Genomic DNA, 15,869 nt, shown 5'->3' with positions numbered 1-15,869 from the left:
ATTATTCGGTTTCTATACTTTTATAAGCCTTAATAATTTTCTTCACTAATCGGTGTCGAACTACATCTTTATCATCTAAGAAAATTTGTCCAACTCCTTCAATACTTTTCAATGCCAATAGTGCTTCTTTTAATCCTGAAACCTGTTTTCGAGGTAAATCAATTTGGCCAGGATCTCCAGTAATTACAAACTTTGCATTTTTACCCATACGCGTTAAAAACATTTTCATTTGTGCATGAGTTGTGTTTTGAGCTTCATCAAGAATTACAAATGCGTTATCTAATGTTCTACCACGCATAAATGCTAAAGGTGCAATTTGTATTGTTCCGTTTTCTATATAAGCTTGTAACTTTTCTGATGGAATCATATCTCGCAAACCATCATATAGAGGTTGCATATATGGATCTAACTTTTCTTTTAAATCTCCTGGTAAAAAACCTAAGTTTTCTCCAGACTCTACAGCAGGGCGTGTTAAAATAATTCGTCTAACATCTTTTTCTTTTAAAGCTTTTACTGCTAAAGCAACTGCTGTATATGTTTTACCTGTTCCCGCTGGACCAACAGCAAATAACAAGTCATTCTCTTTCATTAATTGAACCATTTTACGCTGGTTCTCTGTTTGTGGTTTGATAATTTTTCCACTAACTCCATGAACAAGAATATCACTTTTATCTCCAAACTTTCTTTCTTCTTCTTCTTTTCCATTAGAAGTTAAAATACGCTCTATGCTATTCTCATCAAGTTTATTATACTTGTTAAAATATTTAATTAAACGTTCTAAACGTATTTCAAATTCATCTAAAATTTCTGGATCTCCATAAACTTTTAATTTATTGCCTCTGGCTACAATTTTAATTTTAGGAAAATAATTTTTTAATAAGGAAATGGTACTATTTTGTGCTCCGAAAAATTCTTTTGGATTAATTTCCGTTAGTTCAATAACTCTTTCGTTCAAATGCTATAATTTTTAATTTTATTATGTTTAAATGTAGTAATTATTTTATTCATTTATGTAGCTTTGCCTTAAATTTCGATAGAGTTTTTCACAAAATAATTAACAATTAAAGCATTACATGGCGCTTATAACTTTAACTACAGATTTTGGCCTTAAGGATCATTTTGTTGGTGCTGTTAAAGGTGCAATATATTCTGAGTTACCAGACGCTAAAATTGTTGATATTACACATCTTATTACTCCTTTTAATATTACTGAAACTGCATATATACTCAAAAATGCTTATAAGAGTTTCCCAAAAGGAACCATACATATTATAGGTGTAGATTCTGAATTAAGTGTAGAAAATAAACATATAGCAATAGAACTTGACGGACATTACTTTATTTGTCCGGATAACGGAGTAATTTGTATGATTGCTTCTGAAGTACAACCTGCTAAAATTGTTGAAATTAATATTCATAACCATATAGAAAGTAGTTTTCCTGTATTAGATATATTTGTAAAAGTAGCCACTTTTATTGCTAGAGGTGGAAAATTAGATGTGATTGGAAAAGAAATACAATCACATAAGAAATTAATAGAAATTCAACCAAAAGTTAATCAAGATCGAAATTTGATTGTTGGTGGTGTTATTTACATAGACAATTATGGAAATGTAATTAGTAATATCAGCAAAAAGGCGTTTGATGAGATTGGTAAAGGAAGAGACTTTACCGTTACTGCTAGGCGTTATACTTTTAAAAAAATCTTCAATAAATATAATGAGATTGTCAACTTTACCAGTGAAGATATTCGTCAATATGATGGAAGTAAATTAGCTTTATTTAATACTGCTGGCTATCTAGAAATTGCTGTTTTTAGAAGTAACTTAAAAACTGTAGGAGGTGCTTCTTCCCTTCTTGGTTTGCGATACAGAGACACAATTTCTGTTGAGTTTCATGAAGAAGAAAAACCAGATTTCACAACCGTTTAATTAAAATATTATGTTTGTTCGTATCGTTAAAATGAGCTTTCAACCAGAAAAAATAGAAACTTTCTTAGCTAACTTTGATCAAAAAAAAGAATATATACGAAAATCTCCTGGCTGTCGTTTATTAGAATTGTATAGAGATAAAACAAATCCGAATATTTTCTTTACCTATAGTTATTGGAATGAAGAACAAGATTTAGAAAATTACAGAAACTCTGAATTATTTAAATCTATATGGGCAGAAACTAAAGTGTTTTTTAACGACAAGCCTCTTGCTTGGAGTGTTGATAAAGTTGTAAGTTTGACTTAAATTATGAAATCAATATTAAAAAAAGAACTTAATTCTTTCTTTGGATCAACAATAGCATATTTGGTTATTGGTGTTTTCTTATTAGTAAACGGTTTATTCTTGTGGGTTTTCAATGATAATTTCAATATTTTAAATGCTGGTTATGCTGATTTGAACTCATTTTTCTATTTAGCGCCTTGGCTATTTTTATTTTTGATTCCGGCTATAACCATGAAAAGTTTTGCTGATGAATATAACTTAGGAACCATTGAAATTTTAAAAACCAAACCTTTAACTAATTGGAATATTGTTTTAGGAAAATTTTTAGCTAGTTTAATTTTAGTCATAATAGCTTTATTACCTACATTAACGTATGTATATAGTATTTATACATTAGGAAACCCTAAAGGAAACTTAGATTCTGGAAGTTTAATTGGCTCTTATTTTGGTTTATTATTTTTAGCATCAGCCTACACAGCTATTGGATTATTTACCTCTACCCTATCTAAAAATCAAATTATTGCTTTCATTCTAGGAATAGTTATATCTTTTTTTATGTTTTATGGTTTTGATTCCATAGCTGGTTTATCTAATAGTTCTAATTATTACATTAGAAATTTCGGATTTAACGAACACTTTAAAAGTATCAGTAGAGGAGTTGTAGACACGAGAGATCTAGTTTACTTTATCAGTATTACATTCGTCTTTTTATTCATCACTAAAACGCGATTAGAAAATGAATAAGAAATTTAAAAATATAGTTATTGTTATCGTTGGAATATTAGTACTTAATTTTTTAAGTAACTCTTTTTTTAAACGATTCGATTTAACAAAAGACAAACGCTACACATTATCAGAAGTTACTGTTGATTTATTAAATGAATTGGATACTGACTTAATCATAAATGTATATTTAGAAGGAGATTTTCCTTCTGAATTTCAGCGTTTGCAAATTGAAACGCGTCAGTTTCTAGAAGAACTTGAAGCTAAAAACAGAAATGTTCGTTTTCGTTTTATCGATCCATATGATATTAGACAAGAGTTAATTAAAAATGGAATGATGCCTAGTCAGCTTTCTGTTGAAGAAGACGGGAAACTATCTGAAGCTTTTATTTTCCCTTGGGCTGAAATCTTCTATAAAAACCGTTCTCAAAAAGTTTCTTTGCTATCAAACTCCTTATTTAAAACTCAAGAGGAACAATTAGAAAATGCGATAGCAGCTTTAGAACATTCTTTCGCTAGCGGAATTGAAGTTATCACACAAGAACAACCTAAAACCATAGCCGTAATTTCAGGAATTGGAGAACTTGAAGACATTAAATTATATAGTTTTTTAAGTGAATTAGGAAAGAAATATAGACTTGCTAAATTTACTTTAGATTCTGTAAATAAAAATCCTGAAAAAACATTAGAACAATTAAAAAAGTTCAATTTATCGATAATAGCTAAACCAACAAAGAAATTTACTCCTAAAGAAAAATTGACTTTAGATCAGTATATCATGAATGGTGGTAAAACTTTGTGGATGATTGATAACTTAAGTGCAGACACCGATAGTTTATACAATCAAGGTAAAATGCTAGCTTTTCCAAGAGATTTAAATTTAACTGATTTATTATTCAGTTATGGTGTACGTGTAAATAATAAATTAGTTCAAGATTTATATGCTTCTAAATTAACTTTAGCTGCTGGTAATACTGGAAACCAAACGCAATTTGAAAATTTCAACTGGTTTTATCATCCTTTAGTTACTGGAAATCCTTCGCATCCCATTACGAAAAATGTATTACCTGTAAGATTTAGGTTTACTACGCAATTAGACACTCTTCAGAAAAATGTAAAGAAAACACCTCTTTTAGTTAGCTCTGTATTAACTAAACTTTCTGGAACTCCGAAAATTATCGAATTGGAAAGTATAACTCAAGAACCGAAACAACAGGAATACGGAGCTGGAAGCCAATTATTAGCTGTTTTATTAGAAGGTGAATTTGAGTCAGCTTACAGAAGTAGAACAAAACCTTTTGATTCTAAAAACTATACTGAAAAATCTAAATCCAACAGAATGGTTGTTATTGCTGATGGAGACATTGGAAAAAATCAATTGTTAAAGGGTAAACCTTATGATTTAGGTATTGACAAATGGACTCAAGAACGCTTCGGAAACAAAGATTTTCTTGTAAATACTGTAGATTATCTTTTAGATGATAATGGCTTAATAGATTTAAAAAATAAATCTGTACAACTTAGAGTTTTAGATAAGAAAAGAGCTTACAGTGAGAAAAAATCTTGGCAATTATTTAATATTGTGTTACCTATATCTCTATTACTAGCTTTCGGATTTGTATTTAATTATCTAAGAAAAAGAAAGTATAGTTAATGCGAATAGATCACTAAAAAATTAAACATTAATTAATGTGGTATAGCTTAAAATCTCATTTTGAATAAAATAAATAATGGAATGATTGTGTATCTAAAATCAACTTTTAGTCATTAAAGCTGACTTTATCGAAGTGATAATTTTGATAGTTATAAATTCTTATATAAAGCCAAGTTAATTAATGAAGTACAAGACGCTTTAAACTATTTATCAAATATCATTTATATTACTAACAACCTTCGTCACAACAGTTATCATCTTTTACTAATTTACAAGTAGCTACAGCTAATAAAGCTCCTATAATTGGTGCCAAAATATATAACCATAAATGTTCTAAATGACCAGAAACTAAAGCTGGAGCTATTGATCGAGCTGGATTCATAGAAGCTTTTGTAATTGGACCTGCAAACATTGCTTCTAATAAAACTACACCTCCAATTGCAATTCCTGCCATTACTCCTACTTCCTTACTTCCTGTAGAAACATTTATAATAGTAACCATAAGGAAAAACGTTAGTAATAATTCTAAAACAAAGGCACGCATTGCATCTGTTGACGGAATTGTTACTCCATAAAATTCACTTTCAGGAAATAAAAAGAACAATAGTAAACTTGCTGCCAAAGCTCCTAAAGTTTGAGCTAATATATACTTAGGAACTTCTTTCCATGAGAATTTCTTCGCATAAGCAAAAGATATAGAAACAGCTGGATTAAAGTGAGCTCCAGAGATTTCACCAAAAGCATAAATCATTGCCATAACTATTAATCCCCAAGTAATTGCTACACCAACATGACCAATAGATCCGTTCGTTACTTCATTAATTGTCATAGCTCCAGTTCCACAAAAAATAAGTGCGAAAGTTCCTACAAATTCTGATATGTATTTTTTCATGAAAGCAAAGATACAATCTCGTATTTTAAGTTTTTGTTAACATTTATCATTTCATTTAGCCGTAATTTTATAAAGTACAAAAACAAACTTTTATCAACATGAAAAAAATACTTTTAAGCTTATTTGTAGCTTCACTAACTTTATCAGGTTATGCACAAGTAAAAACTCCACAACCTAGCCCTTCTGCAAAAATTGAGCAGCAAGTTGGATTAACTGATGTTACTGTAGAATACTCTAGACCAGGAGTTAAAGGAAGAAAAGTTTTTGGAAATTTAGTTCCTTACGGAAAATTATGGAGAACTGGAGCTAACAAAAATACAGTTGTTACATTTAGTGATGATGTTACTATTGATGGTAAAACTCTTAAAAAAGGTTCTTATGCAATTTTTTCTAAGCCAAATGCTTCTTCTTGGGAAGTAATGTTTTACAGCGATACAAATAACTGGGGAACTCCAAGAAAATTTGATCAATCTAAAGTTGCTTTAACTACAACTGCTAAGGTTGAAAAAATGCCAATGACTGTTGAAACATTTACAATCACAATTGATGATGTTAAAAATGGTTCTGCTGTTTTAGGTATTTTATGGGAAAATGCTTATGCTGGAATTAAATTCAATGTTCCTACCGATAAAGCTGTTTCTGCTAGTATCGATAAAGTAATGGCTGGTCCTGGTCCAAACGATTACTATGCTGCTGCATCTTATTATTTAGATGAAGGTAAAGATATCGCAAAAGCGCAACAATGGATTGATAAAGCTATTGAAATGACTAAAGATCAACCACGTTTTTGGTATTTACGTAAGCAATCTTTAATCCATGCTAAAGCAGGAAATAAAAAAGGTGCTATTAAAGCTGCAAAGGCTTCTTTAATGCATGCTGAAAAAGCTGGAAATGCAGATTATATTAAATTAAATAAAGACTCTCTTAAAGAATGGGGAGCTTAATATATCTTCCTTAAATTAAAAGTTTAAAACTCGGATTCATAGAATTCGAGTTTTTTTATTGGCTCCACTATACTAATTGAGGGAATAAACTTATATATTTATCCAAATAATTTATAGAACTATGAATAGAACAATCAAATATACTAGCCTTTTTATTTTTCTACTAACATTGCTATGTTCTTGCGGAGAAAAGTTAACACTAGAACAGCAAATAGTTAAAGACATTTCTAGTATTAAGCGAATTAAGGATTGTAATAATGTTCCTAAAGAAGCAAAAATTTCAAATGTAACTTTTGGAAATTTAAATCCGACTCCTGGAACTAATATGTATGTTATTGCTGTAGAATACGATTATACCGTACTTGAAAAAACTACACATGTGAAAAATTCTTATGTTTATTTTAAACATGGAGAATCTTATGATTTTTCTAAAGTAGTTGGTGGTTGTGATAAATAGTAGTTCACTGAAAAAATCATTCTAACATCTAAAAAGATAGCAATAAATTAAAAATCTAGAAACTTCAATTATATTTGAAGCATATTAAAATTTTATGTCTGTTTACAAAAAAATCGCTGAAGTAGGCACTAAGTTTATTTCTAAATCAAAGCTTTTTAAACATGGATTCAATCTCTCTCCAATGTACAGAAGAAGTACAGGAAGGATTATTGAAGTATCTAATGATTTATTACACGTTAGAGCTAAAATTCGTTTAAGCTACAAGAATAGAAATTATGTAAATTCTATTTTTGGTGGTAGTTTGTTTTCTGCTGTAGATCCGATTCCTATGGTACAATTAATTAATCTTATTGGAGATAATTATGTGGTTTGGGATAAGTCTGCTGAAGTTTATTTTAAACGACCTGCAAAAGAAGATGTATATGCTGATTTTACTTTCTCTACAGAAGAACTTGATCAAATTAAACAACGAGTTTTAGAAGAAAAGGAAATTGAAATTATAAAAACCACACTACTTACAGACAAAACAAACTCAAAAGTCTTTTGTGAAGTTCATAAGACAATTTATGTAGCTGATAAGAATTTTTATAAAGAAAAACGTGCTAGAAAAAACAAAAAATAATAGGTTCTAGTAGTTATGCTATTTCATTTTTTTAAATTCTTTTAACCCTATTTGATATATCATATAGGGCCACATTTCAATAGCTTTAAGACCAGAATGAGAACCAACATTTGAAGTTTTCGTAAATTCTCCATTCTCTTCTCTTTGAATATCTGAAGTATAACTTAAAGAATATTTTGATCTGTTTTTAATCAATAAAAGAACTTTTTTATTCTTTATTCTTTCTTCTTCTGTTTTGCCATTAGTTCCTAAACCGAAAAAGAAATCTATAGTTCCCTTCTCACCTTCTTTTTCAAATAAACTATCATTATCCCATATTTCAACAATTTTATCTGTACGTTCAAATTTCACGATAGAATAATTAAAACTTACTGAGTCAACAGGGTAAAGTTTTATTCGAAATTTACTTCCTAATGGAAAAGCATATCCGTCTCTAGGTTCAGATGGTAAGTCTTGTGCCAATACTACAGAAGCAGTAATGACAAAGATTAATAATAATATCTTTTTCATTTTAATTTTTAGTTTGTTAAACTACTCTCCTATTTCATCAACATTTAAATCTGCTTGCTCAAAATTATCTCCTGTGATTCCTTGCAATATTATAGCTATTGCAATGACTAAACCACAACCTAAAGCATTTAACCATAAATAAGGCAACCAGTCTAAATACCAAACGATTATTATTATTAACTGAGTGATTATTGCTCCAATAAACACAGCATTAGATCTTACAAACTTAAAGAAGAATGCTAATAAGAAAATTCCTAATACATTTCCGTAGAATATAGACCCAATAATGTTTACTAATTGAATTAAATTATCAAATAAATTTGCAACGCAGGCAACCAAAATGGCTAAAATTCCCCATCCTAAAGTGAACCATTTAGACATATTTACATAATGCTGATCACTTTTTTCTTCTTTTACATTTCTCTTATATAAATCTATTGCTGTTGTAGAAGCTAAAGCATTTAATTCTGAAGCTGTAGAAGACATTGCTGCAGAAAGTATTACTGCTAATAATAAACCTATTAATCCTTTTGGTAAATTGTTTAATATAAAATGAATAAAAACATAATCTTTATCATTTGTTTCTACTTTATCATTAGATTCTTTAATGATGACTTTTGCCTCTTCTTTTATCTTTAAATCTTCTTCGTTTAAAGCTTGCAGTTTTGGCGTATTTTTTTCAGTAATACCACTTAAAATAAGCGTTTTTTTCTCTGCTTCAATTGCTCTATGTCGATCTTCTAAAATTTTATATTGATCAGCGTATTGAGAACTAATAACTGCTTCTTTTGCTTTAGGATTAAAATTTAAAGGAGAAGTATTAAACTGATAAAATACAAATACCATAACTCCTACCAATAAAATAAAGAACTGCATAGGCACTTTTAATAAACCATTAAAAATTAAGCCTAATTGACTTTCTCTTACAGATTTTCCTGATAAATAGCGTTGAACTTGACTTTGATCTGTTCCGAAATAAGAAAGCATTAAAAATGTTCCTCCAAGAAAACCAGTCCAAACTGTATATCTATTATTCAAATCCCAAGAAAAATCTAAAACCTTCATTTTATTGCTAGCTCCGGCAATTTCAAGAGCTTTTCCGAAAGTAATTCCGTCAGGTAAATATTGAAGTATTAAGTAAAAAGCAATAAACATTCCTGAGAAAATAATTGCCATTTGCTGTTTTTGAGTAACACTTACAGCCTTAGTTCCTCCACTAACTGTGTAAATAATTACCAAAACACCTATAATTATGTTTAAGAAAACAAGATCCCAACCTAACACTGCGGAAAGAATTATTGCAGGAGCAAAAATGGTAATTCCTGCTGCTAATCCTCTTTGGATTAAAAATAAAATGGCAGCTAAAGTTCTAGTTTTAAGGTCGAATCTACTTTCTAAATATTCATAAGCTGTGTATACATTTAGTTTATGATAAATAGGAATAAATACTAAACATATAATAACCATAGCCAATGGAAGTCCGAAATAAAATTGAACAAATCCCATACCGCTATGAAAAGCTTGACCTGGTGTAGATAAAAAAGTGATGGCACTAGCTTGAGTTGCCATTACAGACAAACCGATAGTCCACCACTTTGTGTCATTTCCTCCTTTAATATATTGCTCTACGTCTTTACTTCCTCTAGTTTTCCATGTTCCGTAAAGAACAATAAACAATAATGTTATTGAAAGTACAATCCAATCTAAAGTTTGCATGAGAATATTATTTAGTATATAGGTTTGTTATAATTAAAAAGATGACAATGTACGCTAAATTGGCTAACAGTACTAGTGTGTACTCTTTTTTCCATATATACTTTTTTCTCATGTTTGTAATTCTTTAGTTATTAATTGTTAGTTGGTTTTTCGAAAAAGTTATCTGCTAAAGGCGCTTGAGTTACTGAAGTTGAAGAAAACATAATAGGATCTCTTGCTGGTTCAGTAGGAACACCGTTATCATCTTTCTGGTACCAAGTTATAGATTTTGGTAAAACTAAACCGTTAACATTTTCCCAATCATTATATCGTATTAAACTAAACTTTTCTGAAGGCTTTTTTGTAAAATATGTTACCGTATATCCTAACCAAGCCATTTGTTTAGTTTCTGGGTGAAAATAAATAAAATAATTGTCATCTGGAGAAGTTCCTACATTTGCTCCATAAGATATTTTATATCCTGGATAATTTACACCTTCAAAACTTATTGGTGCTACTTCTGAATATGTAATTCCATCATCTGCTAATACAAAAGGCATTGCATAAAAATAGAAATATAAATTATAGTAAAACTCAGGATTTCCTTTAAAAGCTGTAGAATCTTTTTGACTTAACCAGACATCTTTTCCGTTGTAACCTAATGAGAAATTTTCTGCTTGAACAACAGTCTTTCTTGTAGGTAAATCGATTGTATGATCTTGATTATTGATTTTGTAAGACATTGTTCTAGCTTTACGCCAGGTATCAATTCCTCCATGTTTTTCAAATACTTCCCCTAGTGCTTTAGGAAATTTATCTTCTTTTTTAACCTCTTGTTTAGGTTGAGTTTCAACCTCTTTTTTGGCTTCTTGTTTACATGATATTACTAGTAGAGATACTACTGAAAGTAAGATTAGTTTTTTCATTTTTAATTATAGTTTATCAGATAATAGTCGAATGTTTTTTCTCAAAATTACATGTTTTATTTTTTTTTCTCAATTATGTGTAAAAGTATAACTAAATATCATTTTAACCGAAAAAGAAATGACTGGTTTAATAGTTTTGCCGAAAAATTAATACCCTAAATTTATTTATAATGAAAACACAAAAACTTTATTACTCTTACTTTTTTTTACTTTGTCTTTTATGTATCTCTTGTAATGATGAAATTTTCAATGAAAACTCTGATTCTATTCCTGATCTGTTAAGTAGACAAACTCAAAAAACTGATGCACAAATCGCTGTACACTATGCTCCTGTATTTTTTCAGGATGTAGACACAACAGACGGTTTATGTAGAAACCAATCTAAAAGTGGCTCTGCAGACTGGATTACTGCTGTTAATTATGATAACGACTGGAACACCAAAAACAACTGGGAAAACATGGTTTCTGGTAGAAATAGTGGAAAATTAATTCCTCATGTCTACTACTATGTTACTTATACTAAAACTCATTATTTTGTTTTATATGCCGTTTATCATCCAAGAGATTGGACTGATGTTCCTTTTTTATGTTCTAAAGATTCTCATGAAAATGATATGGAAGGAGTTCTTATTACAGCGGATAGAAAGGAAAACGGAGATTTTGGTGCTATTATTAACGCTCAAACTATCTGGCACTCTTCTATTTATGACTACAATAAAAATGAAATCTTGTTAGATGGAAAGCAACCACAACTTTATATTCAAGCTAAAGGACATGGAATGCGTGCTTACAAAGGGTCTTCCGATAAAGATGGTTCATATATAAAATACTATTTTAATGGAAAAGCAGCTGTAAGCCCTGATAAAAACTCTAGAAATTTACCTCAGAACATCAACTATAATTTAACTGCCTTAGAAAATAGTTTATGGAAACAAAGAAATAATCCATTAACATTTGCTGGAGCTTCTTTTGTTGGTGACAACGGAGATGGTACAAATAGAGCGAATGCACCTTGGGGTTGGAAAGGCGGAGATATCTGTAAAAATCCAGCAAAGTTTTTAAAAGACAAATACGGTTGGACTAACTTTTCTACAAAATATATAAGTGATACACCAATACAATAAAAAAACAAAAGCCTCATAAATTTATGAGGCTTTTTATCTTGTTGTGTTTGTTAATAGTAAATATAAACTTAATTTTTACCATCGTTTAATGTTTCCATAAATGCAATTATTGCTGCTATTTCTTCTTTAGAAAGTTTAAGATTATCAAAAGGCAAGGTTTGATAATCATTCTCAATTCCTAATCCTGCTCCACCACCTTTATTATAAAAATCCATAACTTCATCTAAAGTTGTATACACTCCGTTATGCATGTATGGAGCTGTAATTCCTGCATTTCTAACAGTAGGAGTTTTAAAGAAATGTTTACGTTCTGGTGTTTTAAACAATTCATATCGTCCTAAATCTGGAGACAACTTTGCATTTAAAGTATCTTTTGTAGCCGGAACTCCAATAAACTCTAATTCTGTATCTGTATAATTTGGAGGAACAGTTCCATTAAAAACTGGAGCAAAATGACAAGTTGCACACATTGCTTTTCCCATAAATAAATTAAAACCTAATTGTTCTTCTTCTGTTAAGGTATTTTCCTCTCCTCGTATATTTTTATCAAACTTAGAATCGAATGAATTTAAACTTCTTATGTAAGACGCTATTGCGTGTCTAATATTATAATCGACTCTTTTATTTTTATATAAATCTGATAACTTATTCTTGTAAGTTTCATTATTCATAACTCTAGCTACCACTGAATCCATAGACATATTGAATTCGTTATGATTCTTTACAACACCTACTACTTGTCCTTCTAAACTTCCAGCTCTGGCATCCATAAAAAAAGCTTGCTGATAAGCCGAATAGGCAACTGTTGGTGTATTTCTAGTTTGATTTTTATCAAAAGTTTTCTTACCATCAGTAAAAGCTAAATCTTTTACATGACATGTTGCACAAGCCATTGAATAATCTTTAGATAAAGATTTATCGTTAAATAATTCTCTACCGAAAATTATTTTCTCAGAAAGCTTTGTGGTGTCGCTTAGTTGATCAGAAAAATAATCAATATTGAAAGCTGTATCTGAAAAAAGTGTTGTCATTGAGTTTGATAATGCCATTTCAAAAGGAAAGGTTACATTCCAATCTTTTTGAATGTCAACTAATAATTTCAACTGATAATCAGTATGCTTTTTTATGAATGTAAAACGATCGAAAGTATCAAAATCATGATCTAAATCTTTTTGTGCTGCAATAATTTCTTCAATGAATTTATCTTTTAGTTCTTTAGATTTAAACTTGTCTTCATTCATTTTTACAATTTCAATTATTGTATTATAAGTATAGTTACTTTCTAATAAAGATTGACTTAACACTGGTGAATCGAATCCTGTAATACCAGTAGTTGCAATTCTTACTATTTGATCTCTTAACATCCAAATGATGTGATAATCCTTTAGTTTTAACGCAACATTTTTCTGGATTAATCTTAATCGATCTCTAGTTACATTAACAGCTCTATTTAATACAAGTGTATCAATTTGATCTTCGTATAAATTTTCTTCAATTACCTGAAAACCTATTGGATTGATCACTCTAGTATCTTGAGATTCCTCTCCTTTAACTTGAATAATATTTGGTGCATTCAACGATTTGTAATTATTCTTATCTGAATACGCCAAAATTGGCTCCATTAATTTAAAATACTTTCTGGCAGTTTTGTAAAACTCTTTTCTTTCTGAAGAAGATGTACTTTCTAAATTTATCTTATCTAAATGAGTTATAGCATTAGATAAATAGTCATTATATAAAACAGAAATATCTGTAGAAAAATCAGCTACAGCTACATATTTTTTATCTTCTTTACCACATGCGATTAACAAAAGCAAAAGACATACACAGAGGTATGCCTTAGCTCGACTTAATATGTCTTTCATTTTTTATCTTTCTAACCCAGTGATAACGTGTAAAACTGAACCTTCTTTTCTGTTTCCTAAATCAGGATTCGCTAATGGATCTGTAAATGAAGTTCCATCTGCAGGCTCCCATCCGTGATTTTGAGTAATTACGATAAATGTATTTTTACCATTGCTAACAATGTCAGTCACATCAATCATACCTGTAATTTCCCAGTTTCTTGTGCTAGAACCATATCCCATATCAGCAGCTCTATTTTGATCACATTCTAATACAGTTTTGATTTCTCCTGTATTTAAGTTGTATTGGTATAATTTAGCAAATCCGTTTACTGAAGTATCTAAATATCCATTTGGATCTTCTTGAATGTAAGCATAATTTTCAGTTACTAAAATATTATCTGGAGAATGGAATCCTTCAGCTTTTCCACCAACTTTATCACCATCTAAAACACAAGTGATTTTAGCAGCTCCTGTTGGATCTGTATCATTTAATACAACTTTATAAATACGTCCTAAGAAAGTACCTTTACCCATTAATCCAGATTTATTTCTACCTGTAACAGCAAAATAAAGTTCTCTTTGATTACCAGCTGTTCCTCTTCTCCAGTCAATGTCTTCTAAACGAGAGAATCCCATTACACCTTTAGATTTAGCTTCTGCATCTAAAGCATTGATTTCAGTTTCAGTTAATTCAACAAACTCAGCATCATACTCAGTTCCTTCAACCATATCAACTTCATAGTCGATTCCAGCAGTAGTAACTTTTAATCCGTATAATTTACCAGTTTCTAAATCACCTCTATTTCCAACATACATTCCTAATTGTCCTGAAGGAACATCGTTATCTGAATGATCATCTCCAATAAAAGCAACTGTTTGGTTTGGATAAGCATCTTTACCAATAACAACAGCATTTTCTGTAGACCATTGACCTAAAGCTGGCAATAATCTTCCTGATCCAGCATCATCAGCTGATTTGTATGGATCTGTAGCGAAAACTCCTTTAGAAGAACCTCCCCATTCTCCACCAGATAAATACAATGGTCCGAAACCATGCTCTTCTGGATTAATCATAGATCCTGAACATTGAGCAGTTTCTGCAGTTGCAGCAGCGTTTAAAATATACTCTCCAGCAGTAGGTTTTAAGTTTTTGTCTAATTTAATTCTAGCAATAGAATAATCAGCTTCGATGTTATTAATTAATGTGAAAGTTCCATCAGATTCTTTTAATAATCCAGCACCATCTGCCATAGATCCGTAAACGAAATCTGGTGTATTAGGAATTACATCTTCAGATGATAAAATTGGAGTTATTTTTAATCCTACAAAATCACTAGTTACTTTTAAAAAGTTTGGTGTTTTAGAAGATGTTAATACAGCAGTTGCATCTTGACCGTCTTCCCCATCTTGACCGTCTTGCCCATCTACTCCATCAATACCATCTTTTCCGTCTACACCATTCATTCCATCTTCACAAGAATAAAATGTAGTCGTAGAAATAGATAATGCTAATAAAGCAGCTACACTTAATTTAAGTTTTTTCATGTGTCCTTATTTAGTTTTGTTAATTAATATTTACTGTGCAAAACAAAGGCTCAGATTTAAACTTTAAGTGATCAGTATTTTAATTTCTTTTTAATAAAAAGTTACCTAAATCAATTAATCTTTAATAATTAGAACTGATATAAATAAGAAGATTTTTATAAAAAAAAAGAAAAGTGATAACAATAATGCAATCACTTTTCTTTTTAAAATTTATTGTTTCTATCTACTTGGTTAACCAAGCATTAAACATCCAAATTGTTTTTTCTTGTTCTGCGATAAAATCACTCATCATAGAATTTGTTCCTTCATCGTTAGCTTCATCTGATAATTCTAAAATTTCTCTTTCCACACTCAATAACGTAGTTAAAGAACTCACTATTAACTGTATTGCTTGTTCATCGTTACTTATACTTTTACCAACTGTAACGTTACCATTATGTAAATAATCTTCAAAAGTATGTAAAGGTTCACCTTGTAAAGTTAAAATTCGCTCTGCTATTAAATCTATTTTTAATTGGGCATCTGTATATAACTCTTCAAACTTCACGTGTAATTCAAAAAAGTTTTTTCCTTTAATGTTCCAATGTAATCCTCTTAAGTTTTGGTAATGAATCTGAAAGTTAGCTAATAATATATTTAGTTCTTTTACTAATTCTTCAGATTTTGCTTTATCTAACCCTATTATTGTTTTAGTCATAATTGTTTCTAATATT

The 15,869-nt window shown here is 29.9% G+C and carries 16 protein-coding genes; 8 read left to right on the top strand and 8 right to left on the bottom strand.

Annotation, left to right across the window (positions count from 1 at the left end; translation table 11 throughout):
- Position 1 precedes the first annotated feature (1 nt).
- The gene (locus tag AQ1685_RS07825) at positions 2 to 955 is read right to left on the bottom strand and encodes a PhoH family protein (RefSeq protein WP_095070979.1); all 954 of its coding nucleotides are present in this window, start codon (positions 953 to 955) and stop codon (positions 2 to 4) included.
- Positions 956 to 1,073: 118 nt separating this feature from the next.
- Between AQ1685_RS07825 and AQ1685_RS07820 the strand changes: the two genes are divergently transcribed.
- Genes AQ1685_RS07820 through gldG form a run of 4 tightly spaced genes read left to right on the top strand, consistent with a single transcriptional unit; the run spans position 1,074 to position 4,594 of the window.
- The gene (locus AQ1685_RS07820) at positions 1,074 to 1,931 is read left to right on the top strand and encodes an SAM hydrolase/SAM-dependent halogenase family protein (protein ID WP_095070978.1); all 858 of its coding nucleotides are present in this window, start codon (positions 1,074 to 1,076) and stop codon (positions 1,929 to 1,931) included.
- 10 nt (positions 1,932 to 1,941) lie between these two features.
- A complete protein-coding gene (locus AQ1685_RS07815) occupies positions 1,942 to 2,238 on the top strand; it encodes a putative quinol monooxygenase (protein ID WP_095070976.1) in 297 nt (98 codons plus the stop codon).
- A gap of 3 nt (positions 2,239 to 2,241) precedes the next feature.
- A complete protein-coding gene (gene gldF, locus AQ1685_RS07810) occupies positions 2,242 to 2,961 on the top strand; it encodes a gliding motility-associated ABC transporter permease subunit GldF (protein ID WP_095070975.1) in 720 nt (239 codons plus the stop codon).
- The gene (gene gldG / locus AQ1685_RS07805; protein WP_095070973.1) at positions 2,954 to 4,594 is read left to right on the top strand and encodes a gliding motility-associated ABC transporter substrate-binding protein GldG; all 1,641 of its coding nucleotides are present in this window, start codon (positions 2,954 to 2,956) and stop codon (positions 4,592 to 4,594) included. Before gldF ends, gldG begins: the two co-directional genes overlap by 8 nt.
- 229 nt (positions 4,595 to 4,823) lie before the next feature.
- Here gldG and AQ1685_RS07800 read toward each other — a convergent pair whose 3' ends face one another.
- Positions 4,824 to 5,486 (bottom strand): MIP/aquaporin family protein, encoded by a 663-nt coding sequence (locus AQ1685_RS07800; protein WP_095070971.1) that lies wholly within the window; start codon positions 5,484 to 5,486, stop codon positions 4,824 to 4,826.
- Between the two features lie 98 nt (positions 5,487 to 5,584).
- On the opposite strand from AQ1685_RS07800, the gene AQ1685_RS07795 reads away from it, so the two are divergent.
- From AQ1685_RS07795 to AQ1685_RS07785, 3 genes are all read left to right on the top strand, one after another.
- Complete coding sequence (locus tag AQ1685_RS07795) at positions 5,585 to 6,430, top strand: DUF2911 domain-containing protein (RefSeq protein ID WP_095070969.1); 846 nt, start codon at positions 5,585 to 5,587, stop codon at positions 6,428 to 6,430.
- A 121-nt stretch (positions 6,431 to 6,551) separates the two neighbouring features.
- A complete protein-coding gene (locus AQ1685_RS07790) occupies positions 6,552 to 6,887 on the top strand; it encodes a hypothetical protein (RefSeq protein WP_095070968.1) in 336 nt (111 codons plus the stop codon).
- 94 nt (positions 6,888 to 6,981) lie between these two features.
- Entirely contained in the window at positions 6,982 to 7,509 is a 528-nt protein-coding gene (locus tag AQ1685_RS07785) for a DUF4442 domain-containing protein (RefSeq protein ID WP_095070966.1), read from the top strand.
- Between the two features lie 18 nt (positions 7,510 to 7,527).
- On the opposite strand, the gene AQ1685_RS07780 is transcribed toward AQ1685_RS07785, so the two are convergent.
- From AQ1685_RS07780 to AQ1685_RS07770, 3 genes are all read right to left on the bottom strand, one after another.
- On the bottom strand, positions 7,528 to 8,019 hold the full coding sequence (locus AQ1685_RS07780; protein WP_095070964.1) for a hypothetical protein: 492 nt from the start codon (positions 8,017 to 8,019) through the stop codon (positions 7,528 to 7,530).
- Positions 8,020 to 8,040: 21 nt separating this feature from the next.
- On the bottom strand, positions 8,041 to 9,735 hold the full coding sequence (locus AQ1685_RS07775) for a sodium:solute symporter (RefSeq protein ID WP_095070962.1): 1,695 nt from the start codon (positions 9,733 to 9,735) through the stop codon (positions 8,041 to 8,043).
- Positions 9,736 to 9,866: 131 nt separating this feature from the next.
- Positions 9,867 to 10,640, bottom strand: a complete 774-nt coding sequence (locus tag AQ1685_RS07770; protein ID WP_095070960.1) for a DUF6503 family protein — start codon at positions 10,638 to 10,640, stop codon at positions 9,867 to 9,869.
- 170 nt (positions 10,641 to 10,810) lie between these two features.
- Here AQ1685_RS07770 and AQ1685_RS07765 point away from each other — a divergent pair, with 170 nt between their 5' ends.
- Positions 10,811 to 11,764: a hypothetical protein gene (locus tag AQ1685_RS07765; RefSeq protein ID WP_095070958.1), complete on the top strand. Its 954-nt coding sequence runs from the start codon at positions 10,811 to 10,813 to the stop codon at positions 11,762 to 11,764.
- A gap of 68 nt (positions 11,765 to 11,832) precedes the next feature.
- On the opposite strand, the gene AQ1685_RS07760 is transcribed toward AQ1685_RS07765, so the two are convergent.
- The 3 genes from AQ1685_RS07760 to AQ1685_RS07750 form a co-directional block, all read right to left on the bottom strand.
- A complete protein-coding gene (locus tag AQ1685_RS07760; RefSeq protein ID WP_095070956.1) occupies positions 11,833 to 13,629 on the bottom strand; it encodes a cytochrome-c peroxidase in 1,797 nt (598 codons plus the stop codon).
- Between the two features lie 3 nt (positions 13,630 to 13,632).
- The gene (locus AQ1685_RS07755; protein ID WP_095070954.1) at positions 13,633 to 15,156 is read right to left on the bottom strand and encodes an alkaline phosphatase PhoX; all 1,524 of its coding nucleotides are present in this window, start codon (positions 15,154 to 15,156) and stop codon (positions 13,633 to 13,635) included.
- Between the two features lie 223 nt (positions 15,157 to 15,379).
- Positions 15,380 to 15,853 carry a Dps family protein gene (locus tag AQ1685_RS07750; RefSeq protein WP_095070952.1) on the bottom strand — a complete coding sequence of 158 codons (474 nt, stop codon included), beginning with the start codon at positions 15,851 to 15,853 and terminating at the stop codon, positions 15,380 to 15,382.
- Positions 15,854 to 15,869 lie beyond the last annotated feature (16 nt).

Source organism: Tenacibaculum jejuense, from assembly GCF_900198195.1.
In the GTDB taxonomy this organism is placed as follows: domain Bacteria; phylum Bacteroidota; class Bacteroidia; order Flavobacteriales; family Flavobacteriaceae; genus Polaribacter; species Polaribacter jejuensis.
The sequence above is the reverse complement of the archived record's forward strand: the minus strand, read 5'-3'. Positions and strand labels throughout refer to the sequence as shown.

What these genes read in the sequence shown, in the direction of transcription:
- AQ1685_RS07755 (WP_095070954.1), bottom strand. Translation starts at nt 15,156, where the DNA reads ATGAAAAAACTTAAATTAAGTGTAGCTGCTTTATTAGCATTATCTATT.
- AQ1685_RS07800 (WP_095070971.1), bottom strand. Translation starts at nt 5,486, where the DNA reads ATGAAAAAATACATATCAGAATTTGTAGGAACTTTCGCACTTATTTTT.
- AQ1685_RS07750 (WP_095070952.1), bottom strand. Translation starts at nt 15,853, where the DNA reads ATGACTAAAACAATAATAGGGTTAGATAAAGCAAAATCTGAAGAATTA.
- AQ1685_RS07815 (WP_095070976.1), top strand. Translation starts at nt 1,942, where the DNA reads ATGTTTGTTCGTATCGTTAAAATGAGCTTTCAACCAGAAAAAATAGAA.
- AQ1685_RS07760 (WP_095070956.1), bottom strand. Translation starts at nt 13,629, where the DNA reads ATGAAAGACATATTAAGTCGAGCTAAGGCATACCTCTGTGTATGTCTT.
- AQ1685_RS07775 (WP_095070962.1), bottom strand. Translation starts at nt 9,735, where the DNA reads ATGCAAACTTTAGATTGGATTGTACTTTCAATAACATTATTGTTTATT.
- AQ1685_RS07790 (WP_095070968.1), top strand. Translation starts at nt 6,552, where the DNA reads ATGAATAGAACAATCAAATATACTAGCCTTTTTATTTTTCTACTAACA.
- AQ1685_RS07770 (WP_095070960.1), bottom strand. Translation starts at nt 10,640, where the DNA reads ATGAAAAAACTAATCTTACTTTCAGTAGTATCTCTACTAGTAATATCA.
- AQ1685_RS07765 (WP_095070958.1), top strand. Translation starts at nt 10,811, where the DNA reads ATGAAAACACAAAAACTTTATTACTCTTACTTTTTTTTACTTTGTCTT.
- gldG (WP_095070973.1), top strand. Translation starts at nt 2,954, where the DNA reads ATGAATAAGAAATTTAAAAATATAGTTATTGTTATCGTTGGAATATTA.
- AQ1685_RS07780 (WP_095070964.1), bottom strand. Translation starts at nt 8,019, where the DNA reads ATGAAAAAGATATTATTATTAATCTTTGTCATTACTGCTTCTGTAGTA.
- AQ1685_RS07820 (WP_095070978.1), top strand. Translation starts at nt 1,074, where the DNA reads ATGGCGCTTATAACTTTAACTACAGATTTTGGCCTTAAGGATCATTTT.
- gldF (WP_095070975.1), top strand. Translation starts at nt 2,242, where the DNA reads ATGAAATCAATATTAAAAAAAGAACTTAATTCTTTCTTTGGATCAACA.
- AQ1685_RS07785 (WP_095070966.1), top strand. Translation starts at nt 6,982, where the DNA reads ATGTCTGTTTACAAAAAAATCGCTGAAGTAGGCACTAAGTTTATTTCT.
- AQ1685_RS07795 (WP_095070969.1), top strand. Translation starts at nt 5,585, where the DNA reads ATGAAAAAAATACTTTTAAGCTTATTTGTAGCTTCACTAACTTTATCA.